This window comes from Arthrobacter sp. D2-10, assembly GCF_054161285.1.
On record NZ_CP096431.1, the window covers coordinates 42,490 to 63,785 of the forward strand.

The window sequence follows — 21,296 nt, forward strand, 5'->3', positions numbered from 1 at the left end:
GACCCATTCGGGAAGGATTTCGGACATGACGGCTGCGCTACTGGTCATCGACATGCAGAACGCATTCTTTGAGGACGAGATCCTCGGGAAGCAGAAAGAACCGCTGGTTCGGGCGTGCAACGCAGCCATCGCGGATGCTCGTGAAGCCGGTACGCCCGTGTATGTGATCCGGACCGAGCACCAGCGGGATAAATCGACCTGGACGTTGAGCATGCTCGACGACGACCAGGGTTTCCTCTTCAGCGGGACGGAGCAAGCCGAACCGGTCGAGGGATTGCAGATTGAGGGGCTTCCAGAGATGGTCAAGACCCGCGACAGCGCATTCTTCGGAACGGATTTACTGCAGCGTCTACGGAACTTGAGCGTGGATACCGTTGTGCTTGCGGGGGTGGCAACGCATAACTGTGTGGCTCAGACTGCGGCGGATGCCTACGCCAATAACTTGCGGGTGGTGTACGCCGAGGACGCTATCGCCTCAACCAACGAGGAGTATGCGCAGAACGTCTTGGGCGTGCTGACTGATGAATACCGCCAGCGGCTCATGGGCGCGGAGGTGATCAAGCAATTGTTCCTGGACCGTGCCGGTTATACGGCGTGATCAGAAAGCGACGCTGTAACCATCCTCCCGGTGGAAGAGTCGTCGCCCGGCCCCATCATCCATGCGCACCCAGACCACTGACGCGTCCTCGGCGCGGTCCTCGAGGACACCCGTGACCTGGTGCCCTGAGGTAGATCGCAGGGTAATCCGCTGACCGCGCTTGAGGGCGGAGAAGTCAGTCAGGGAGGCAGGTTCAATGCTCATGGAGGACCTTTCGACGTGTGATTACCGCCACAGTAAGGTGTCTGTCTGAATGTTCGGTGAACGAAAACTGGGTGAATCCCTAACAGCTGGGGAAAGAGTCATTCCCACAACCTCAGACGGAGGTTTATCGAAAAGTTAACTAAGCTTGCTTTCTATTTGCGCGGTACTGTGGGATTCTTTGAATACCAGTGGCGGGAAATGCTGTTCATCAACTCGCGAGATCACAGGTCGGCGCCCCGCCCCGCCGGCAACTAGAGGGGATAGTTCAATGGCATCGACACACTCACCGGGCTCGGGCGTCGGGACCCGTACCAATATTCAAAAGGCTGCGCTCGCTGTTGGAGTTGTTTTCCTGCTCGTCGGCATACTGGGCTTCATTCCCGGGATAACCAGCGGCATGGACGAGCTTGCCTTCGCGGGCTCTGAGTCGAACGCGTTACTGCTCGGCATCTTCCAGGTCTCTATCCTGCACAACATCGTGCATCTTCTGTTCGGGATAGCAGGCATAGTGATGGCGAAGACCGCCACCGGAGCCTATAACTTCCTCCTTTGGGGAGGGGTAATCTACGCCGTTCTGTTCATCTACGGCCTCATCATTCCGCAGGATTCGGCGGCCAACTTCGTTCCCGTGAATGCGGCCGACAACATTCTGCACCTTGTCCTCGCTATCGCGATGATCGCCCTTGCGCTCGCGCTGCGGGACAAGCACCGTACAGCCGGGGCGCGGTAACCCTTCCCGGCATAGAAACTGATCGACTGAAAACAGAACGACGACGGCGGGTCGCAACCCGCCGTCGTCGTTCTGTGCGTTGTGGTCCGCGACAGGAGGGGTTTAGGCCTCCACTGCCTTGTCGCCTCGGACCGGCTGCGCGTCCTCGCCGGAGACAATCTCGATCTTGCGAGGCTTTGCGCGCTCGCTGACCGGAATGGTGACACTGAGGACACCGTTCTCATACCGGGCAGAGATGGCGTCAATGTCGATGCCTTGGCCGAGGTTGAGCTGGCGGAGGAAGGATCCGCTTTCACGCTCGCGGGTAAGCCACTTGACCCCCTCGGCATTGCGCAGGGTGCGCTCCGCGCGGATGGTCAGGAGCTGGCCGTCCACGTCGATGTCGACAGAGCCCGGGTCAATGCCCGGAAGGTCAGCGTTCAAGATGTAGTGGTCACCCTCGCGATAGAGGTCCATGGGCATCAGGCGCAGGCCTTGGCGGGGATCCAGAAGTGCGCCGGCCATACGGTCCAGTTCGCGGAATGGGTCGAATTTCATAGCCATGGTGGTTCACTCCCTGTGTGGTCTAGCTGGTTCGAGTTGAGTCACGTTCGCTCAACCCAGTCATTAAATTAGCACTCGAACCTTGAGAGTGCTAACACTTTTTGTTCGCCCACAACGAACGCTCACAGACACCAAAAAGCCCGCCCCGATGGAGCGGGACGGGCTTCGAACGGTGCCTGCGCGGGGCCTCGATCCCCGGGCCTTCCGCGTGTGAAGCGGATGCTCTACCAGACTGAGCTACACAGGCAAATAGTTCCCCGTTAGTTTAGGGCATCCACAGACGGATCACGCAAATGCGGGAAGCGGTAGATATCCAGGCTGCTACTAAGTAGCCTGACTAACCCGGGCTGTTCCAGCTGAAGCCCCGCCTCTGAAAGCCAGCGAAGGAGTTGTCATGAACGATCAGGACATTTTGGCGCGTATCCAGGCGCTTGTGGAGGAAGAACACACCCTGCGGGACGCCGCTCCGGGCGAGGGCGACCAGGGCGGTGACCGCCAAAGCCGGCTGCGGCGGGTGGAGGAACAACTGGACCAATGCTGGGACCTGCTCCGTCAACGCCGCGCCAAGGAAGACGCAGGGGAAAGCCCCCAGGAGGCAGAGGCCAGGCCTATTGATCAAGTCGAGGGGTACCGCCAGTAGCTCAGCCCGTCCATGACACGGGCGGCGACGAACACGGTGTACAAAGACCGAAAGGAACCCATGGATAATCTCAAGGCTTTTGCGCTGATCTGCACTCTGACACCATCGCCGGCGGACTCGAGCAGCGACCTCATGGCGAACCGTATCCTCGGGAAGCTGGAGGAGCAGGGGGTAACGACATCGTCGGCCAGGGTAGTGGACTACAACGTGGCGCCCGGCGTCGAAACCGACATGGGCAACGGGGACCAGTGGCCGCAGCTACGGCAGCAGATCCTCGATGCGGACATTTTCCTCCTTAGCGCCCCGATCTGGGTGGGACACATGAGCAGCCTCGGTCAGCGGGTGTTCGAACGGTTGGATGCCGACATCTCCTCCACGGATGATGCGGGCAGACCGATCATGTACGACAAGGTGGCCCTGACGGCCGTCGTCGGAAATGAAGACGGCGCTCACCACGTCACCGCCGAGATGCACCAGGGGCTGAACGACATCGGGTTCACCGTCCCCGCACAGGGCGGCGTGTACTGGGTGGGCGAGGCGATGCAGACGGTGGACTTCAAGGATTTGGACGAAATGCCCGACGTGGTCGCGTCGACCATCTCAGCGATGACGGCGAACGCAGTGCACCTCGCGAAGTCGTTGAAGGTGGCGTCCTACCCCGCCCCGTAAGCCACAGCTCAAGTGAGTTCGCAGGGAGCACCCTGGCAGAGGGTGCTCCCTGCGAACTCACGAATCCTTCAAGGGAAAAAGGTAAGCGCTTGAGCGAGCACAAGAATGATGGCGACGCGCGGCGGAGCGAACTCGGCAGCACTGCCGGGCCGGTGGAGGATGAGATCGAGAAGTCGTTCGACCGCACCGTTGACGAGGGTGCCCAGCGGTTGCATCGAACGTTCGCCGACGTCCTCATCACCGGACTGTTTGGTGGTTTCGAGATCGGAATCGGCGTCCTGGCGTACTTGGCAGTGCTCCATGAAACCGGGAACCATTTACTGGCAGGACTGGCTTTCAGTGCCGGACTCATAGCGCTGCTGCTCGCGAAGAGCGAATTGTTCACCGAGGGTTTCCTCGTTCCGATCGCTGCAGTAACAGCCAAGCAGGCCACACTCGGGCAACTGGGCAAGTTGTGGGCCGGCACGCTGGCCGCCAATCTCGTCGGCGGGTGGATTTTCATGATGCTCGTGGTGACGGCTTTCCCGCAGTGGACAGGGACCATCACAAGCTCCGCTGAACACTACGTCCACGCCGACCTGAGCTGGCAGACGATATGTCTCGCAGTGCTGGGAGGAAGCACGATCACGCTGATGACGCGGATGCAGCATGGAACCGAGGCAATGAGCGGCAAGCTCGCGGCAGCGGTCGTCGGCGGTTTTCTGCTGTCAGGTCTGCAGCTCTTCCATTCAATCCTCGACTCGCTGCTGATTTTCGGCGGCATCCAGGTGGGCGCCGAGATCAGTTACCTGGATTGGCTGGGCTGGTTCAGCTACACAGTGGTGTTCAATATCGCCGGCGGGATTCTGCTGGTGACGGCGCTGCGGCTGGTGCGCGACCGAAAGCTCGTGGAGCGCGAACGGAAAGAGGCGCCCGTGGATCCCACTACTGCCTCCAGCTAGCTCTTCCGGGCCAGCCAGCCGAGTGTCAGGCTGCCCATGGTCCTGCGGAAGCCGCTCTCGCCTCGCGTCACCTCAAGCGCTGCCCATACCATCAGGCAGGCTGTGCTCGCGGCGGCGAGTGCCATCCGGTTTTTCTCCTCCAGCGCCATCATGGATGCCACGCCAAGCAGTGCCCACCCGACGATGGGCGCGTTCGGCTTCTGCGCGATTGTCTGCTGCCCCAGGTCGTTCCGGATGAATCCCATCATGCGCCTTTCTTCGAGGTGGCTTTCGCGGTTTTCTTCGTTCCCGCCGCGCTCTTCTTCTCGCGGTTTTTCTCCACGCTGCGGCGGAGCGCTTCCATAAGATCGAGGACGTTGCCGCCCTCCTGGTCGCCCGTCTCTCCGAACGTCTCGTCGGTGTCCAGCGCCTCGCCCTTCTCGAGTTTCGCTTCGATCAGCGTGCGGAGCTGCTCCTGGTAGTCGTCCTTGAAGTTCTCGGGATCGAAGTCGGAGGAGAAGGATTCCACCAGTGCCGCGGACATTTCCTTCTCCTTGGCGGAAATACGAACCTTCTCATCGAGGGAGGGGAAGGTGGCTTCGCGGACCTCGTCCTGCCAGAGGAGCGTCTGAATCATGAGTACATCCCCGCGGACGCGCAGGGCGGCCAGCCGCGACTTCTGCCGAAGCGAGAACTGGACGATCGCGGTGCGGTCCGTCTCCTCCAGGGTCCGACGAAGCAGTACGTAGGCTTTTGTGGACTTCGAATCGGGCTCCAGGTAGTAGGCGCGGTCGAACATGATCGGGTCGATCTGGTCGCTCGGAACGAACTCGACCACCTCGATCTCCCGGCTCTTCTCTACCGGGAGCGAAGCGAGGTCTTCGCTGGTGAGAACGACGGTGCGCTCGCCGTCGTCGTACGCCTTGTCGATGTTCTTGTATTCGACGATCTCGCCGCAGATCTCGCACCGCCGCTGGTAGCGGATCCGGCCACCGTCCTTGTCATGCACCTGGTGAAGGCTGATGTCATGGTCTTCGGTGGCGCTGTAAACCTTCACGGGCACGTTGACCAGCCCAAACGCCACTGCGCCTTTCCAGATCGCTCTCATGTTCCTAGTGAACCAGTGTTGCCCGTGCCGGTCTACGATTGCTTAGGTGAACTCCGAACCGATGGTTACCAAGACGCTCGCCGATGGAGAACCCGCCCTCTGGTTCGAGATGCGCTTCAATGCGCCGGCCAGGGTGCTGTGGAAGCACCTCACTGATCCCGAGAAGCTCAAGTACTGGTTCCCATGCGAGCTGGACATCCTGCCGCGTCCCGGTGCCGTGGTCACCTTCAAGTTCCCGGGCCAGAAAGCCATGGAAGGGACAGTTCTGGAGGCAGAGAAGCCGCGGCTGCTCGCCTATACGTGGGATGAGGAAGTCCTGCGCTGGGAAATCGAGGACGACGACGACGGCGGCAGCCTCCTCACGCTGACCAACACGGTCCAGGAGGGCCAGGATATCGCCCGCTCGGCGGCAGGCTGGCACCTGACCCTCATGGGCCTCGACGACTTCCTGAACGAACGCCCGCTCGGACAGGATCCGGCACTGTGGGACCAGTACGTGGCCCGGTATGAGGCGGAGCTCGGCGACTGAATCAGATCTCTGTGCCGCCGACCGCACTGGCGTAATCGGAGCATCCCTACAAGACTGGGGAAATGGCTCCAGGCAGCGCACAGCAGACGGTTACCGTCGGTGGACGCCGTCTGAAGCTGACCAGCCTGGACCGGGTGATGTATCCCGAGACGGGCACCACCAAGGCCGATGTCCTCGCCTACTACGCGGCCGTCGCTGACTGCCTCATCCCACACGCCCGTAACCGGCCGGTGACGCGCAAACGGTGGGTCAACGGCGTCGGCACCGAAGAAAAACCAGGCGAGGTGTTCTTCCAGAAGAACCTCGACAAATCCGCGCCGTCGTGGATTGAGCGCCACGGTATCGAGCACAGCGACCACACCAACGTGTACCCGCTGCTCAATGACCTCGCGACGCTGACCTGGCTGGGGCAGATCTCAGCCCTTGAGATCCACGTGCCGCAGTGGCAGTTCGGTCCCAATGGAGAGGTAGGCAACCCGGACCGAATGGTCCTCGACCTTGACCCGGGACCGGGCGCAACGCTGCTTGAATGCGCCGAAGTGGCCCGGCTGGCCCGTGAGATCCTGAACGACATGGGCCTGGACCCGAGGCCGGTAACCAGCGGATCGAAGGGGATCCACCTGTATGCCCCGCTGGACCGGAAGCAGACCTCGGACCAGGTGTCCGCCGTCGCGAAGGAATTGGCGCGCATTCTGGAGGCCGACCACCCGGACCTGGTGGTCAGCGACATGAAGAAGTCGCTGCGCGGGGGCAAGGTGCTGCTGGACTGGAGCCAGAACAACCGCAACAAGACCACCATCACGCCATATTCACTCCGCGGGAAAGCGCATCCAATGGTTGCGGCGCCGCGGACCTGGGAGGAGCTCGACGATCCGGATCTTGACCACCTCAACTATGAGCAGGTGATCGCGCGGATCTCCGAGTACGGCGATTTGCTCGGGGACATGGACCGGGATGGCGCAGAGGACAACGGAGGCCCCGACAACGACGACGGCGGCCCGGACCGCCTGCACACCTACCGCTCCATGCGGGATGCCTCCAAAACACCGGAGCCCGTTCCGGACACGGTGGGCGAGCCGGGCGGCAACAGCTTCGTCATTCAGGAACACCACGCGCGGCGCCTCCACTATGACTTCCGGCTGGAGCGCGACGGCGTACTGGTCTCCTGGGCCATCCCCAAGGGACCGCCCACCTCCACGGGGGAAAACCACCTCGCTGTCCAGACCGAGGACCACCCGCTCGACTACGGCTCGTTTGAGGGCACCATCCCCAGGGGCGAATACGGGGCCGGCGAGGTGTACATCTGGGACTCCGGCACGTATGAGGCGGAGAAGTGGCGGCCGGGCAAGGAGGTCATCTGTACGCTGCAGGGCCGTGAGGATGGGGGCCTTGCCAGAGGCGGCAACGCAGTGCGCAGATTCGCCCTGATCCATACCGGCGGGCCCACCGACGCGGCCGAGAAGAACTGGCTGATCCACCTGATGAAGGAACAGCCCGGCCAGCCCTCACCTCCCGCCTTCAGGCCGCGCACCACCGAAGAACTTCCCACGCTGAGACCTATGTTGGCCACAACGGGAAATCCCGGGCTGCTGCGCTCGGAAGACGGCTGGGCCTTCGAGATGAAGTGGGACGGTATCCGGGCTGTCGCGACGGTCACCCCGGAGGGAACCCGGCTCCTGAGCCGCAACGGCAACGACCTGACCAAGGCGTATCCCGAGCTTGCTGACCTCGGCAGCTACGTTAACGGTGAGCAGGCGGTGCTGGACGGGGAGATCGTCGCGATCAATAAGGCGGGCCGCCCGGATTTCGGCCTGCTGCAGGGGCGCATGAACCTCACCAAACACTCAGACATCGAAGCGGCGCGAAGACGCACCCCGGTCCATTTCCTGCTCTTCGACCTGCTGCATCTCGACGGAAACTCCCTGCTGGACCTCGGATACTCACAACGCCGCGAGGTACTCGAGCAGGCCGTGGACGGTCCCGAGGACGGTCACATCCAGGTACCTCCCGCCCTTGATGCGACGCTCGACGAAGCGATCGAGGCCAGCAAGGAACTGGGCCTCGAAGGCATCATGGCCAAGCGGGTCAGCAGCACCTATTCGCCGGGCCGGCGGTCCGAATCGTGGGTGAAGATCAAGCACGCGCTCACCCAGGAGGTCGTCGTCGTCGGTTGGCGTCCGGGCAAGGGCAGCCGCGCACACAAGGTCGGCTCACTGTTGGTGGCGATTCCCGACGGCGTTGACTTGAAGTACATCGGGCGCGTGGGCTCCGGGCTGACTGAGCGGGAGCTCGCGGAGATCGGTTCAAGGCTGAAGAAGATGGCCCGCAAGACGGCACCGCTCGACGATGTGCCGGCCCCCGATGCGTCCGATGCCCGCTGGGTCCGGCCGGCACTCGTAGGGGAGGTCCAGTTCAGCGAACGCACGTCCGGCGGCAAGCTGCGCCATCCGGTCTGGCGGGGGTGGCGGCCGGACAAGAAGCCGTCCGACGTCGTCGTCGACATCTGACTCCGGAATCTGACTCAACAGGAACAAGGGGAGTAGGAGCCTATGCAGTTTGAACAGCTCGACGCCTGGTGGAGGGCTGCCAACTACCTGTCGGTGGGGCAGATCTATCTGAGGGACAACCCCTTGCTGCGGCGGCCGCTACGGCGCGACGACGTCAAGGAGCGGCTGCTCGGGCACTGGGGGACCACCCCCGGCCTCAACTTCGTCTACGCGCATCTCAACCGGGCGATCGTGGAACGCGGCCAGGAGATGCTTTTCATCACCGGACCCGGCCATGGCGGTCCCGCGAATGTGGCCAACGCCTGGCTGGAAGGAACGTACACGGAAACCTACAGCCATGTGGGTCGCGATGCTGCCGGCCTGAAGGAGCTCTTCAAACAGTTCAGCTATCCGGGCGGCATACCGTCCCATGCGGCTCCGGAAACCCCCGGCTCCATCAACGAGGGCGGCGAGCTCGGCTACTCGCTTGCCCACGCGTTCGGGGCGGTCTTCGATAACCCGAACCTGGTTGCAGCCTGTGTGATCGGCGACGGCGAAGCAGAGACGGGGCCGCTGGCGGCCAGTTGGCACTCGAACAGCTTCCTCGACGCAAAGCACGACGGCGCGGTCCTGCCGATCCTGCACCTCAACGGGTACAAGATCGCCAATCCGACCGTGCTTTCCCGAATGCCCGAGGCTCAACTCGAACACCTGATGCGGGGCTACGGCTACGAGCCCCACTTCGTCACGGTGACAGATCCGCACGCCACCGAGCAGGCACACCGCGATTTCGCCTCCGCCCTCGACACCTGCCTGGAACGGATTGCAGCACTGCAGGCCGAGGCCCGGACGGAACCTCGGGGGACTGAAGGGTACGCGCCCTGGCCCATGATCGTGCTGCGCTCGCCGAAAGGCTGGACCGGCCCCGCCGCGGTGGACGGCAAGCAGGTCGAGGGAACCTGGCGGGCACATCAGGTCCCGCTGTCAGGGGTTCACGACGACGACGCGCATCTCGCGCAGCTCGAGGAATGGATGCGCTCCTACCGGCCCGAGGAGCTGTTCATGGAGGACGGCAGCCTTCGGGACGAGATAGCTGCTGGTGCTCCAGCCGGAGACCTCCGCATGAGCGCAACGCCCTATGCGAACGGCGGCCGGCTGCTGCGTGACCTCCGACTGCCCGCCTATGGTGACCACGCCGTCGTCGTCGAGCGACCCGGCAAGGAAAAGGTGAGCCCCATGCTCGCCGTGGGCGGGTATCTGCGGGACATCATTCGGCTGAATCCGGAGAATTTCCGGATCTTCGGTCCGGACGAGACGGCATCTAACCGCCTGCAGGACGTCTACGAGGCCACCGATAAGGCGTGGCAGCACCGGATTGACGACGTCGATGAGCACCTCGCACGGTCCGGCCGCGTACTGGAGGTGCTGAGTGAGCACCTGTGCCAGGGCTGGCTGGAAGGGTACCTTCTCACAGGGCGGCACGGGGTGTTCAACTGCTACGAGGCGTTCGTGCACATTGTGGATTCGATGTTCAATCAGCATGCCAAGTGGCTAAAAGTGCACCAGGATCTGCCGTGGCGGCAACCGATCGCCTCACTGAACTACATGCTGTCCAGCCATGTCTGGCAGCAGGACCACAACGGGTTCTCGCATCAGGACCCCGGCTTCATCGACCATGTGGTCAACAAGAAGGCCGACGTCATTCGGGTCTACCTGCCGCCGGACGCGAACACGATGCTCGCCGTCACGGAACACTGCCTGCAGACCAGGGACCGTGTGAACGTGATCGTCACCGGCAAGCAGCCGACCATGACGTGGCTCGGACCGGAAGATGCGCGTCTCCACGCAGAACGGGGCATCGGGGTATGGGACTTCGCGGGAAGTGAGGACCCGGGCGGCGGGGAGGATCCCGACGTCGTCCTGGGTTGTGCAGGGGATGTGCCTACCGTCGAGGTGGTGGCAGCGGCGGGTCTGCTCAAGGAGGCACTGCCCAAGCTGAAGGTGCGTGTGGTGAACGTGGTCGATCTGATGCGACTGCAAGACGACGCCGAGCATCCGCACGGAATGCGGGCACGGGACTTTGACACGCTCTTCACCCGCGACCGGCCGGTGATCTTCGCCTATCACGGCTACCCCTGGCTGATTCACCGGCTGACGTACCGGCGGACCAACCACGACAACATCCACGTACGCGGCTACAAGGAGGAAGGGACTACTACCACGCCGTTCGACATGGCGATGCTGAACCAGATTGACCGGTATCAGCTGGCAATGGACGTGATCGATCGAGTGCCGTCGCTGCGCTCCACACAGGCCGGTCTCCGGCAATATCTGCAGGATGAGCGGCAGCGGGCGTGGCAGCACACGCGCGACGCCGGTAAGGACATCGCTGAGGTCACCGGCTGGCTGCTGGAAGAGGCATCGCCCGACGACGCCGGTTGAGGAGCGCCTCCCGGCGGCTCACCCTGTTGGCTGCGGCACCCAATGACGACGACGACGACGCATAGGGCTTCGGTGACGAACTTCCCCGACCGGGAAATCAACTTGAACACACAGAAATCCCAAGGTCACGCGAGTACGAATAAGTGTTATGAGCACCATTCCGGTAATTCATACAGCGAACGAGTCGACGGTCCTGGCTGCTGCCAGCCGCGCTGTCGCGGATGCACTCTCGGAGCTCGAGCAGGTCTGGCGTAACCCGCGGCCGGATGCCGTGGTTGCAGCCGCCCGACGCCAGCTTGCAGCTGCCGAGAGTTGGGCTGACGCACGGCGTGAAGGCGCCTGACCGAAGGCGCACAACGCGGGGTGAGGATCGGGTAACCCCATCGTGTAGCGTCTGTGCTGGCGGTAACCGCCGTCACATCAGTCTTATCAAAATGGGGGAACACTGTGGATATTGGCCTGTTGGTCACACTGGGGGTGATTGTCGGCGTCCTTATCGTTCTGGGTCTGGTCGCTGTGATCATCGCACGGATGGCCTTGCGGATTGCGAGTCCTGCGGAAGCGCTCATCATCACCGGCAAGGGCAACCAGGAGGGCCAACGGGTTGTCTTCGGGCGCACCTTCATCAACCCGTTCAGCCAGCGGGCCTTCTCGATCTCGCTGGCGTCGCGACAGGTCACCCTGCAGATCGAGGGCATCTCCAAGAACGGCATCAAGCTGCACCTTACCGGTGTAGCCCAGATCAAGGTCGGCGGCGACGAAGAAGCCGTCCGCCGGGCTGCGCAGCGCTTCCTCAACCAGCAGGACCAGATCGACCACTACACGCAGGAAACACTCTCGGGCTCGCTGCGCTCCATCGTCGGTACGCTCACGGTCGATTCCATCATCAAGGACCGTGCTTCCTTCGCAAAGAGCGTGAAGGAAGAGGCCGAGCACTCGATGCACAACCAGGGCCTCGTGATCGACACCTTCCAGATCCAGTCCGTCAATGACGACTCGAGCTATCTGAAAAACCTTGGGCGTCCGGAGGCTGCCCTGGCCGAGAAGCTCGCAAAAATCGCTGAAGCGAATGCCGCCCAGGAAGCCGCGGAAGCCGCGGCCATCGCGGACGAGCAGGTGGCGCTCGCAGAACAGCGTCTTGCCATCCGCCGCGCCGAGCTGAAGGAAGTTGCCGACGCCCGCCAGGCGCAGGCCGACGCCGCGGGGCCCCTTGCAGCCGCGGAGCAGAGGCAAGCGATCCTGCTCAAGGAACAGCAGGTCACCTCCCGCCAGGCAGAACTCCGCGAACGTGAACTCGACATTGAGATCCGCAAGCCGGCCGACGCCGAAAAGTACCGGGTGGAGCAGGAAGCGGCCGGCAAGCTCGAGCAGCGCAAGCGCCAGTCCGAGGCCGACCAGGTGGAGGCGGAGGTCCTGTTGACCAAGCGACGCCTCACCGCAGAGGGCGACAAGGTGGCCGCCGAGGCAGAAGCCGCCGCGAGCACAGCGCGAGGCAATGCCGCCGCAGCAGTCACGCGGGCAAACGGCGCAGCCGAAGCCGAGGTGATCAAGGTTCGTGGTGAGGCCGAAGCAGACGTGGTCCGCCAAAAGGGCATCGCCGAAGCGCAGGGCATCGAGGCGCAGGCTCGCGCGTACGAGCAATTCAACGACGCTGCGGTGCTCAACAAGGTTATGGAGATGCTGCCGCTCGTGGCACGCGAGATCGCAGCACCTATGTCCGCGATAGATAACATGACAGTGATTTCCAACGACGGCGCCAGCCAGCTCAGCAGGAACGTGAGCGGCGGTCTGCACCAGACGTTCCAGTTGTTGAAAGACACCACTGGTCTCGATGCGGTTGAGATGCTCCGCAATTGGGGGAGCAACGGCACAAAGCCCTCACCTGCCGCGCCGTCCGAACCGCATTCGTAGCGGTCTCGCGGTATCCTCTGTGCAGATGGTTTTCGGTTAACGCTCCCTCACTGAATTGGTGAGGCGCTGCCGGAGCCATCAGACACTGAGGAGGGTCAATGAAGATCGTCGTTCTCATGAAAGAGGTGCCGGACACCTACGGGGAACGCAAGCTGAATCTCGAGACGGGCCTCGCCGAGCGCAGCGACAGCGAAGCTGTGCTCGACGAGATCGGCGAGCGGGCACTTGAGTTGGCGTTGTCCCTTGCCGGCTCACTCGACAGCCCGGAGATCACGGTCGTCTCCATGACCCCTGAATCGGCGACGACGACACTGCGCAAGGCGTTGGCCATGGGTGCGGACAAGCTGGTCCACATCGCCGACGAGAAACTGGTCGGTGCCGATCTTGGTCTCACAGCTGAGGTGTTGGCTGCGGCAATCCGGCGTACCGCGTTTGACCTCGTGATTGCCGGCAACCTTTCGACCGATGGGCAGGGCGGGGTAATCCCCGCCATGCTCGCCGAGTTGCTGGGGGTGCCGCACGCAAGTTCCCTGACCTCCGTCGAGGTGTCTGCCGAGCGTGTGCACGGAACACGTGAAACGGACGGCGGGATCATGGAGGTAGCGGCGGCACTGCCGGCGGTCATCTCGATCACCGAGCGGTTCCCCGCCGGACGCTTCCCCAACTTCAAGGGCATCATGGCGGCGAAGAAGAAGCCCGTTGAGAAGCTGACCGCCGCTGACCTCGAGGTTGATCCGGAGGCGCTGGACGTCCCTCGTTCCATCATGCTTGCAGTGTCAGAGCGGCCCGCACGATCCGCCGGTATGAAGATCGTCGATGAGGGAGACGCCGGCGAGAAACTTGCCGAGTTCCTGATTCAGAACCGACTGGCCTAAGGAACGAGCATGACTACCTTTCCCGAAGACTCAATTCTTGTCCTGCTTGAGACCACCCCCTCAGGCACGCCGGCCAGGAGCGCAGCGGGACTCCTGGGCGCCGCGGCTGAGGTCGGCACGCCCGTAGCGCTTATCGTGGCAGGACCGGACGGGGCAGCGGATATCGCTGCCGCGGCCGGTGACCTCGGTGCCGCCTATGTGCTCATTGCCCAGCCTGAGTCAGTGTGCTCCCTGCTGGCTGTGCCGACTGTCGACGCCCTCGCCGCCGCCGCAGGACTGGTTCGGCCTGACGCGATCCTGATCTCCAACTCCGTTGACGGGCGGGATGCAGCCGGACGATTCGCGGCGCGCACGCGATCCGCCTTGGCCGTCGACGCCGTGGGAGTCGGGCGGGATCCAGAGGGAATCGTTGCCCACCACTCGGTGTACGGCGGCGCCTACAGCGTCGACTGCGCGCCCACGTTCGGTGCCCCCGTCATCACTCTTCGCGAAGGTGCAGTCGACTCCCGCGCCGAAGCCCGGACACCGCAGATAGAGTCACTCGATGTCCCTTCGTCCGGAATCGCTGCAGCATCCATTGAGTCGTTCGAAGCGCGCACTGTGACCTCAACCCGCCCCGAATTGCGCGGTGCCGTCAAGGTCGTGGCGGGAGGACGGGGTCTTACGTCCCAGGAGCAGTTCGCCCTCGTTGACCAGCTGGCCGATGTCCTGGGGGCGGCCGTCGGCGCCTCACGCGCCGCAGTCGATGCCGGATGGGTGCCGAACAACTACCAGATCGGTCAGACCGGGATCTCCGTCTCGCCGCAGCTCTACGTGGCGATCGGGGTCTCCGGCGCCATCCAGCACCGTGCCGGCATGCAAACCGCCAAAACCATCGTGGCGATCAACAAGGATCCGGACGCACCGATCTTCGAGATCGCCGACTTCGGCGTCGTCGGAGATCTATTCCAGGTAGTGCCGCAGCTGATCAATTCGCTGTCCGCCCGGAAGGAGTAGGCCATGGCGACGTACGGCCGCACGATGCGCAGGGGACTGCCCCGGCAGAGCGGCGGCGAACCGTGGCCTCCCGCGGGCACCGCAGTGGTGGACCAGAGCGATGACGCCCGCCGCGAACCCTCTCCCAGACCCGGTGCTGTCAGCAGCGACCGCGTGAGCACGCTGACGGCGCCACCTCCCGAGGAGACGACGACGGCGTTTCCTCCGCAGCCCCCGACGCCGGCGCCACCTCCCGAGAAGACGACGACGGCGCTTTCTCCGCAGCCCGTGACGCCGGCAGGGGCGACTGCACGCACCATGCGCTGCGGCCTTCCCAGGGCCGTGGGAGGTGATCCTTGGCCTCCTGCTGTCAAGCTGCCTGCGGCTGCATCCTCTGCCCCTGTAAAGGAGGATCAGGCAGAAGTTGCGACGACGGCAGCTCCGGCGACTGATTCCGTCGAGCTGCCAGGGAAACCAACGGTTCCAGCACCGGCTGACGAAGCGCCATCACGGCCCAAAGACATCGCGTCGGCGCCCGCAGCAACAGCGGCGGTGGGGTCCACGCTGCTGCGTCGCGGGTTGCCCCGGGTGTCAGGCGGCGATCCCTGGCCCCCGGAGACCGCCGTCGTCATCGAATCCCTAATTGAGCGTAAACGGGTAGCGGCACCTACGACTCAGGAGGGGACGGAAACGTCAGGAGCACAGGAAGAGGCGAAAGCATCCGCGCCGCTTCCCCAGCCTCCCGCAAGCCGGGCGGACCCGAAACCCACGAAACCCACGAACCCGAAGAAACCGCGAAGCCGCACAGCCATACTGGTGTTCGGCGCGCTCGGGCTTCTGGGGGTCGCATGGGCAGCGGTGTTCTTCACGCGGTGGCTGGTCACGCTCGACTTCATGCGGGACTTCCTGACGGCGTATCCGGGTGAAACCGCCCTGCCGGCCGGCACGGATCCAGGGTTCCCGGCATGGGCCCAATGGCAGCACTTCTTCAACTTCTTCCTGATTGTCCTGATCATCCGGTCGGGCCTGCAGGTTCGCAGGGAAACACGACCGCCGGGATACTGGACGCCGAAGTGGTCCAAGGGCAGCGACGGGAAAATCAGCATCACTTCCTGGTTCCATCAGACGCTCGATGTCCTGTGGCTCCTGAATGGGCTGATATTTGTGGTGCTCCTGTTTGTCACGGGCCATTGGGCACGCCTGGTGCCCATCACCTGGGAGGTGATCCCGAACGCGCTGTCAGCCCTGATCCAGTATGTTTCGCTGGATTGGCCCACCGAGAACGGCTGGGTGAATTACAACAGCCTCCAGATGCTCGCCTACTTCGTCACCGTCTTCATCGCCGCCCCGCTGGCAGCGATATCCGGCGCGCGCATGTCCGGAATCTGGCCGAAGGACGCCAAAACCCTGAACCGCCTCTATCCGATCGAGTGGGCAAGGGCCATCCACTTTCCCGTGATGCTTTATTTCGTGGTGTTCATCATCGGTCACGTTGCACTGGTGTTCGCGACGGGTGCCCTCCGGAACCTCAATCACATGTACGGCGGCCAGGACGCAGTGAACTGGACCGGGTTCTGGATCTTCTTTGGATCGCTCCTGCTGGTCATCGGTGCCTGGATCGCGGCGCGACCAGTGGTGTTGGCCCCCCTCGCGGGGTTGTTTGGGCGTGTCAGCTCGCGTTGAGTGAGCGGAACGTACGGATCTGGCGGAACCGTCGTACCAGGCTGTCGCGTCGCGAAGCACCGGATTCCGACGACGGATCCGCCGTCAGTTCGATATGCCGTTCACCGAAGTTCCAGAGCAGCACGTCGTCGAGCAGCCGGTCAGGCCCCGGCGAGTAACGGTGGTCCAGCGCGCGCCGGACCGAGGTGATGGTGTCAGCCTGCAGCAGCGAAACGAGGGCCGTGGTGGTGGTGAGCCGGTGCGCGGACAGCAGCTCCGCCGCCCAGCGCCAGTCGTCGTCGGACTTGCGGTCCACATGCGGCAGCAGCGTCTGCCACACCTCGCGGATGCGGTCCGGCGTCAGTTCGACGCCGCCCTCGCCGTTCGGATCCCAGAAGCCGGTGACTTTCTGGTACCGGGAATGTAGGTCGGCGAAGGTCGACTCGACGCTCTCCAGCATCGCCGCGGTGGCGGTGAATTGCCGGTCGAAGTAGGGGCTCCACGCCTTCGGGTTGAACGACTTGAACCGGATGTCATGCTCGATTTCCGACCAGGCGTGGGCAAGGACGGTGCGGATCTGGGTCTCGAAGAGGTAGCTGCCGGAATCTGAACCGAGCAGTTGCTGGTAGGCACGGACGGCGTCGTTCTGGATGGTGCGCAGGATCAGGTGCCGGCTGGAGTAACCGTACGTTCCCGATTCAATGGAACCGATGTCCTTCTCCCGGTCCCCGCGGCAGTCGAACTCATGCCGCTGACGCTTGATGAGGTTGGCGGCGTCGTCAACTTCGTGGGGGAGGGTCGTGATCACGCGCACGCCGACCAGGTCCGTCAGGTTCCGGAGAGGGTCGGGGAACACCAGGCTGGGCGGTCCGTCACCGTCCACCAGCATCCGCGAGGCCTTGTCCCGGAACGACTCAACCGTCTTGGTGCGCGCCGTGATGAACAGCGGCCGTAACTCCGTGCCGTTGAACATGCCCTCGATCCGCTCCCGGGCATCCGCCGTGACGGCCACCAGCGCAGGCCGGACGCGCTCAAACTCCCGAACGCTCTCCTCGACGGCAGGCCGCAGCCTCTCGTCCAACTCATCCCATGCACTCACCAACCCATCTAAACACCCGTCACCGACACCGGCTACGCTGTCGAAGGTGACTGGCCCCCAGCGCTACACCTACGGCAGCGATCCGAACCAGTTTGCCGAACTTCACCTGCCGGTCGGGCAGCAACGGCCGGGCGTCGTCGTCATTGTTCATGGGGGGTTCTGGCGGAGCCGCTACACATTAGAACTGGGCACCCCGCTCGCCGAAGACCTCAGCTCACGCGGTTTCGCCTGCTGGAACCTCGAATACCGGCGCGTGGGCGACGGAGGAGGCTGGCCGGAATCCTTCCAGGACGTAGCCGCCGGCATAGACCTGCTCGCCTTCGCGGCCAGGGAACACGGCCTCAACGCCAGTACGACGACGGCACTCGGCCACTCCGCGGGCGGTCACCTTGCGGTATGGGCGGCGGGGCGGCCGTCTTTGCCCCCGGATGCTCCGGGAGGCGGCGTGCCGACCGTCCCGATCACCGGCGTCGTCAGTCAGTCCGGCGTGCTGAACCTGCAACGAGCCCGCGAGGAGAGGCTGGGCAACGGCGCCGTTCAGGATTTCCTCGGTGAGCCCGATGGCGAAAAGTACCGGCTTGCCGACCCGATGTCGGTTGTCCCGCTATCGGTGCCGGTGCTGGCCCTGCACGGCGAGGAGGATTCCACAGTTCCGTTGAGTCAGTCGCAGTCGTACGTGGATGCCGCGGTCGCGGAGGGAGCGACGGCGGAGGTTATCCGCATTCCGGGTGACCATTACGCGATGATCACGCCTGGAACGGACGCATGGGCAAGCGTCGTTACCGCCATAGAACGTCTCACGTAACGGTGTTCATGGGGAATTCAGGGAAGTGTGGGATCCTGCACCAATGAATGCACGATCCCGGCTCCATCGGGCTGCCCACCGTACCGGCCTCGAAATTCTTGGCTGGACCCTTGTGGTGCTCGGAATCGCCGCGCTCGTGCTGCCCGGACCGGGGCTGCTGATGCTGGTTGGTGGCCTAGCCGTGCTGTCCCAGCAGTACGAGTGGGCAGAGCGGAAGCTGCACCCGATCAAGAAACAGGCGTACAAGGCTGCGCGGGTCGGCGTGAAGACCTGGCCGCGGATCGCCTTCAGCGCTCTGGGTGCCTTCTTCTTCATGGGGCTCGGGATCCTCTGGATGCTGCAGCCGCCGGCGCCTAGCTGGTGGCCGCTGGAGGAACGCTGGTGGCTCTTCGGTGGATGGGGCGCGGGGCTCAGCCTTGTGCTCTCCGCCATCATCGCGCTGACCCTGCTCGTCTACAGCATCCGTCGTTTCCGGTAGGTTCTCCCGAATCCCGCCATCGGGCGAAATGCTAGGTTGAGACGGTGCTCACAGTAATCGGCGAAGCCCTTATCGACGAAGTTCTCAGCGACACAGCACCACCGCGTGCCCATGTCGGCGGCAGTCCCCTCAACGTGGCCGTGGGATTGGCGCGTCTTGGTCACGCCACCCAGTTCCTTGGACGTTTCGGAGACGACGAATTCGGCCGCCGGATCCACCGGCACCTTGCAGACAACGCCGTCCTGGCACCCTTACCCGCCGACTCCCACCCGACGAGCGTCGCTTCTGCACGCCTCGACCCCGCCGGGGGCGCCAGCTACGACTTCCAGCTCTCCTGGGAACTTCCGGGACTCGCGGCCCGCGATGATCTTTTCAACGGCACCACCCTTGTGCACACCGGTTCAATCGCCGCGATGCTGGAGCCCGGGGCCAGGGATGTCCTGACAGCAATCCGTCACGCACGTCCTTTCGCGACGATTTCCTACGACCCGAACTGCCGGCCGACCATCATCACGGACGCCGCTTACGCGCGCGAGCAGGCAGAGAAGTTCGTTGCCCTCGCCGATGTGGTGAAGGCCTCCGACGAGGACCTCGAGTGGTTGTATCCCGGACAGGATCACCGTGAATCCGCACGCCACTGGCTGGAACTGGGGCCCGCCGTCGTCGTCGTAACCCGCGGGTCCAAAGGACCGTGGGCCGTGGTGGACCGAGGGGAATGTGAGGTTCCCGCACCGGTGACCTCCGTGGTGGACACCGTCGGTGCGGGGGACTCCTTCATGGCGGCCCTGCTCAGCGCCCTGGTGGACCACGAGCTGGACGGTGCACAACGGCGGAATGAGTTGCGAACCCTGTCCGTTGAGCAGACACAAGGTGTCCTGGCGTTCGCCGCCGCTGCAGCGGCCGTAACGGTGTCACGCGCAGGTGCCAACCCGCCCACCCGAGATGAACTGAGAACACGAGGAGTGTACGCATGACCCGCGATCCTTACGCAGATCTTCCTGAGGTACCGTCCTTCACGCTCACGAGCAGCGACATAGCTGATAACCAGCCACTCGATATCAAGCACGCATCGGGGCGGATGGGCGCGGGAGGCCATGACGTCTCGCCGCAGCTGAGCTGGAGTGGGTTCCCGGAGGGCACCAAGAGCTTCGCGGTCACTGTGTACGATCCCGATGCCCCCACGGCCAGCGGCTTCTGGCACTGGGCGGTTTTCAATATTCCGGTCACCACCACGTCGATACCTTCCGGATCCGGTACCGAGGACGGTGCAGGCTTGCCGGACGGGGCAGTGCAGTTGAAGAACGACGGCGGTTTCCCCGGTTTTGTGGGCGCAGCACCTCCTGCCGGACACGGTCCGCACCACTATCACGTGGTGGTGCACGCGGTTGATGTCGAGCGCCTCGACGTACCCGCCGATGCGTCGAACGCCTACCTCGGCTTCAATTTGTTCTCCCACACGCTCGGCCGCGCGCGTATCGTGGGCACCTACGAACAATAGGCAGCCGACGCCGGGAGGCATGACATGTTGATTCTGTTTGGATTCAAGACCGCTGTGAAGGAACTTTTCCGTCGGCAGGCTGTCTGCCCAAACTGCGGGCAGCATGCCTCCCAGCGCGTCGACGAGCGCGCGTCGAAGTTCACGCTGTTCTTCATTCCGCTCTTCACCACCAGCCGCCGCTACTTTCGGACGTGTTCCTATTGCGGCATAACAGCACAGGTGTCGAAGAGTGAGATGAATGCGATTGCCTGACGGGGAGCCCACCCGTTCGTTCGGCTTGGGTAGGCTTGATACCTACCCAGGCTAGGAGTTTGAGCATGCGTTTGGTCGCCAGCGACATGGACGGCACGATTGTTGGCCATAATGGCCGGATCTCGGACCGGACGGTGCGTGCGTTCGAGGCATGCCTGGATTCGGGCGTCGAGGTGGTGTTCGTGACCGGACGTCCGCCGCGGTGGCTGCAACCCCTCCGGGAACTCGGGTTCAAGGGCACCGTCATCTGCTCCAACGGCGCGCTGACCTATGACCTTCGTCGTGAGGAAGTACTTGCCTCTCATCTCCTCGACGGGGAGAGCATCTTCGAAGCGCAAAGGATCATCCGCGACCTCTACCCGGCGGCGCGTTTCGCGGCCGAGACTGTGGAGAGCTTTCTCATTGAGCCGGGCTTCGCTGATCCGGGATCTGTTGAGCTGCTCGGCGCGACCGAGCCGCGGCCACTCCGCGACTCCCTCAACGGGGCCGGGGTCATCAAATTCCTCGCGCGGGAGAACGGCATCACCCCGGACGAGTTCCTGCACCGGGTGGCTCCCGCCGTAGAACACCTCGTCGCCACGACGCATTCAGCGCCGAGCGTCCCCATGCTGGAAATGAGCGTGCCGGGGATCAACAAGTCGGTCACTCTCGCCCGGTACGCCGCCTCCCTTGGGATCGACCAGGCGGATGTCATCGCCTTCGGGGACATGCCCAACGACATTCAGATGCTGGACTGGGCCGGCCACGGCTATGCGATGGCGTCCGGCCACCCCGCAGCACTTGCGGCGGCGAACTTCCGTGCGCCGGCGTTCGACGACGACGGCGTGGCGCAGGTGCTTGAGGAGCGGCTCTCAGCGCTGAAGTCAGCCTGA

24 protein-coding genes and 1 tRNA gene are annotated in these 21,296 nt (G+C 63.6%); 19 read left to right on the forward strand and 6 right to left on the reverse strand.

All coding sequences use genetic code 11. The features are described 5' to 3' along the window. The first annotated feature begins 25 nt into the window (after positions 1–25). Positions 26–598, forward strand: coding sequence for a cysteine hydrolase family protein (locus M1D74_RS00220; protein WP_458116117.1), 573 nt, complete (start codon positions 26–28; stop codon positions 596–598). On the opposite strand, the gene M1D74_RS00225 is transcribed toward M1D74_RS00220, so the two are convergent. After that, entirely contained in the window at positions 599–802 is a 204-nt protein-coding gene (locus tag M1D74_RS00225; RefSeq protein WP_309070772.1) for a hypothetical protein, read from the reverse strand. It abuts the gene before it with no gap. A 268-nt stretch (positions 803–1,070) separates the two neighbouring features. Here M1D74_RS00225 and M1D74_RS00230 point away from each other — a divergent pair, with 268 nt between their 5' ends. Next, the gene (locus tag M1D74_RS00230; protein ID WP_309070773.1) at positions 1,071–1,532 is read left to right on the forward strand and encodes a DUF4383 domain-containing protein; all 462 of its coding nucleotides are present in this window, start codon (positions 1,071–1,073) and stop codon (positions 1,530–1,532) included. 102 nt (positions 1,533–1,634) lie between these two features. On the opposite strand, the gene M1D74_RS00235 is transcribed toward M1D74_RS00230, so the two are convergent. Next, positions 1,635–2,075, reverse strand: coding sequence for an Hsp20/alpha crystallin family protein (locus M1D74_RS00235; RefSeq protein ID WP_309070774.1), 441 nt, complete (start codon positions 2,073–2,075; stop codon positions 1,635–1,637). A 173-nt stretch (positions 2,076–2,248) separates the two neighbouring features. Further along, positions 2,249–2,322 (reverse strand) — tRNA-Val (locus M1D74_RS00240). A 147-nt stretch (positions 2,323–2,469) separates the two neighbouring features. Between M1D74_RS00240 and M1D74_RS00245 the strand changes: the two genes are divergently transcribed. The 3 genes from M1D74_RS00245 to M1D74_RS00255 all read left to right on the forward strand — a co-directional run bounded on the left by M1D74_RS00245 (position 2,470) and on the right by M1D74_RS00255 (position 4,325). Next, positions 2,470–2,715, forward strand: a complete 246-nt coding sequence (locus M1D74_RS00245; RefSeq protein WP_309070775.1) for a DUF2630 family protein — start codon at positions 2,470–2,472, stop codon at positions 2,713–2,715. Positions 2,716–2,775: 60 nt separating this feature from the next. Beyond that, positions 2,776–3,384 carry a flavodoxin family protein gene (locus M1D74_RS00250; protein ID WP_309070776.1) on the forward strand — a complete coding sequence of 203 codons (609 nt, stop codon included), beginning with the start codon at positions 2,776–2,778 and terminating at the stop codon, positions 3,382–3,384. Between the two features lie 89 nt (positions 3,385–3,473). Beyond that, positions 3,474–4,325, forward strand: coding sequence for a formate/nitrite transporter family protein (locus M1D74_RS00255; RefSeq protein ID WP_458116118.1), 852 nt, complete (start codon positions 3,474–3,476; stop codon positions 4,323–4,325). Here M1D74_RS00255 and M1D74_RS00260 read toward each other — a convergent pair. Then, a complete protein-coding gene (locus M1D74_RS00260) occupies positions 4,322–4,573 on the reverse strand; it encodes a hypothetical protein (RefSeq protein WP_458116119.1) in 252 nt (83 codons plus the stop codon). The genes M1D74_RS00255 and M1D74_RS00260 overlap by 4 nt on opposite strands. Then, positions 4,570–5,412 (reverse strand): non-homologous end joining protein Ku, encoded by an 843-nt coding sequence (gene ku / locus M1D74_RS00265; protein WP_309070779.1) that lies wholly within the window; start codon positions 5,410–5,412, stop codon positions 4,570–4,572. Before ku ends, M1D74_RS00260 begins: the two co-directional genes overlap by 4 nt. A gap of 46 nt (positions 5,413–5,458) precedes the next feature. Here ku and M1D74_RS00270 point away from each other — a divergent pair, with 46 nt between their 5' ends. From M1D74_RS00270 to M1D74_RS00305, 8 genes are all read left to right on the forward strand, one after another. Continuing rightward, entirely contained in the window at positions 5,459–5,941 is a 483-nt protein-coding gene (locus tag M1D74_RS00270) for an SRPBCC domain-containing protein (protein ID WP_309070780.1), read from the forward strand. Between the two features lie 62 nt (positions 5,942–6,003). Next, entirely contained in the window at positions 6,004–8,448 is a 2,445-nt protein-coding gene (locus M1D74_RS00275) for an ATP-dependent DNA ligase (protein WP_458116120.1), read from the forward strand. A gap of 42 nt (positions 8,449–8,490) precedes the next feature. Then, positions 8,491–10,869, forward strand: coding sequence for a phosphoketolase family protein (locus tag M1D74_RS00280; protein ID WP_458116121.1), 2,379 nt, complete (start codon positions 8,491–8,493; stop codon positions 10,867–10,869). Between the two features lie 148 nt (positions 10,870–11,017). Further along, on the forward strand, positions 11,018–11,212 hold the full coding sequence (locus tag M1D74_RS00285) for a hypothetical protein (RefSeq protein WP_309070783.1): 195 nt from the start codon (positions 11,018–11,020) through the stop codon (positions 11,210–11,212). Between the two features lie 104 nt (positions 11,213–11,316). Continuing rightward, the gene (locus tag M1D74_RS00290) at positions 11,317–12,780 is read left to right on the forward strand and encodes a flotillin family protein (RefSeq protein WP_309070784.1); all 1,464 of its coding nucleotides are present in this window, start codon (positions 11,317–11,319) and stop codon (positions 12,778–12,780) included. A gap of 98 nt (positions 12,781–12,878) precedes the next feature. Next, a complete protein-coding gene (locus tag M1D74_RS00295) occupies positions 12,879–13,655 on the forward strand; it encodes an electron transfer flavoprotein subunit beta/FixA family protein (RefSeq protein WP_458116122.1) in 777 nt (258 codons plus the stop codon). 9 nt (positions 13,656–13,664) lie between these two features. Then, positions 13,665–14,651 (forward strand): electron transfer flavoprotein subunit alpha/FixB family protein, encoded by a 987-nt coding sequence (locus M1D74_RS00300; RefSeq protein ID WP_458116123.1) that lies wholly within the window; start codon positions 13,665–13,667, stop codon positions 14,649–14,651. Positions 14,652–14,654: 3 nt separating this feature from the next. Beyond that, on the forward strand, positions 14,655–16,313 hold the full coding sequence (locus tag M1D74_RS00305; protein WP_458116124.1) for a cytochrome b/b6 domain-containing protein: 1,659 nt from the start codon (positions 14,655–14,657) through the stop codon (positions 16,311–16,313). Here M1D74_RS00305 and M1D74_RS00310 read toward each other — a convergent pair. Further along, the gene (locus M1D74_RS00310; RefSeq protein ID WP_309070788.1) at positions 16,300–17,394 is read right to left on the reverse strand and encodes a GTP pyrophosphokinase; all 1,095 of its coding nucleotides are present in this window, start codon (positions 17,392–17,394) and stop codon (positions 16,300–16,302) included. The two genes, M1D74_RS00305 and M1D74_RS00310, sit on opposite strands and share 14 nt — an antisense overlap. Positions 17,395–17,437: 43 nt before the next feature. Here M1D74_RS00310 and M1D74_RS00315 point away from each other — a divergent pair, with 43 nt between their 5' ends. From M1D74_RS00315 to M1D74_RS00340, 6 genes are all read left to right on the forward strand, one after another. Further along, positions 17,438–18,196, forward strand: coding sequence for an alpha/beta hydrolase family protein (locus M1D74_RS00315; RefSeq protein ID WP_458116125.1), 759 nt, complete (start codon positions 17,438–17,440; stop codon positions 18,194–18,196). 43 nt (positions 18,197–18,239) lie between these two features. After that, positions 18,240–18,674 carry a PGPGW domain-containing protein gene (locus M1D74_RS00320; RefSeq protein WP_458116126.1) on the forward strand — a complete coding sequence of 145 codons (435 nt, stop codon included), beginning with the start codon at positions 18,240–18,242 and terminating at the stop codon, positions 18,672–18,674. 44 nt (positions 18,675–18,718) lie between these two features. Beyond that, on the forward strand, positions 18,719–19,648 hold the full coding sequence (locus tag M1D74_RS00325; RefSeq protein WP_309124139.1) for a carbohydrate kinase family protein: 930 nt from the start codon (positions 18,719–18,721) through the stop codon (positions 19,646–19,648). Beyond that, a complete protein-coding gene (locus M1D74_RS00330; protein WP_309070792.1) occupies positions 19,645–20,172 on the forward strand; it encodes a YbhB/YbcL family Raf kinase inhibitor-like protein in 528 nt (175 codons plus the stop codon). The genes M1D74_RS00325 and M1D74_RS00330 overlap by 4 nt, the downstream gene beginning before the upstream one ends. A 24-nt stretch (positions 20,173–20,196) precedes the next feature. Further along, entirely contained in the window at positions 20,197–20,424 is a 228-nt protein-coding gene (locus M1D74_RS00335) for a zinc-ribbon domain-containing protein (protein WP_309070793.1), read from the forward strand. Between the two features lie 65 nt (positions 20,425–20,489). Further along, entirely contained in the window at positions 20,490–21,296 is an 807-nt protein-coding gene (locus M1D74_RS00340) for an HAD family hydrolase (protein ID WP_458116127.1), read from the forward strand.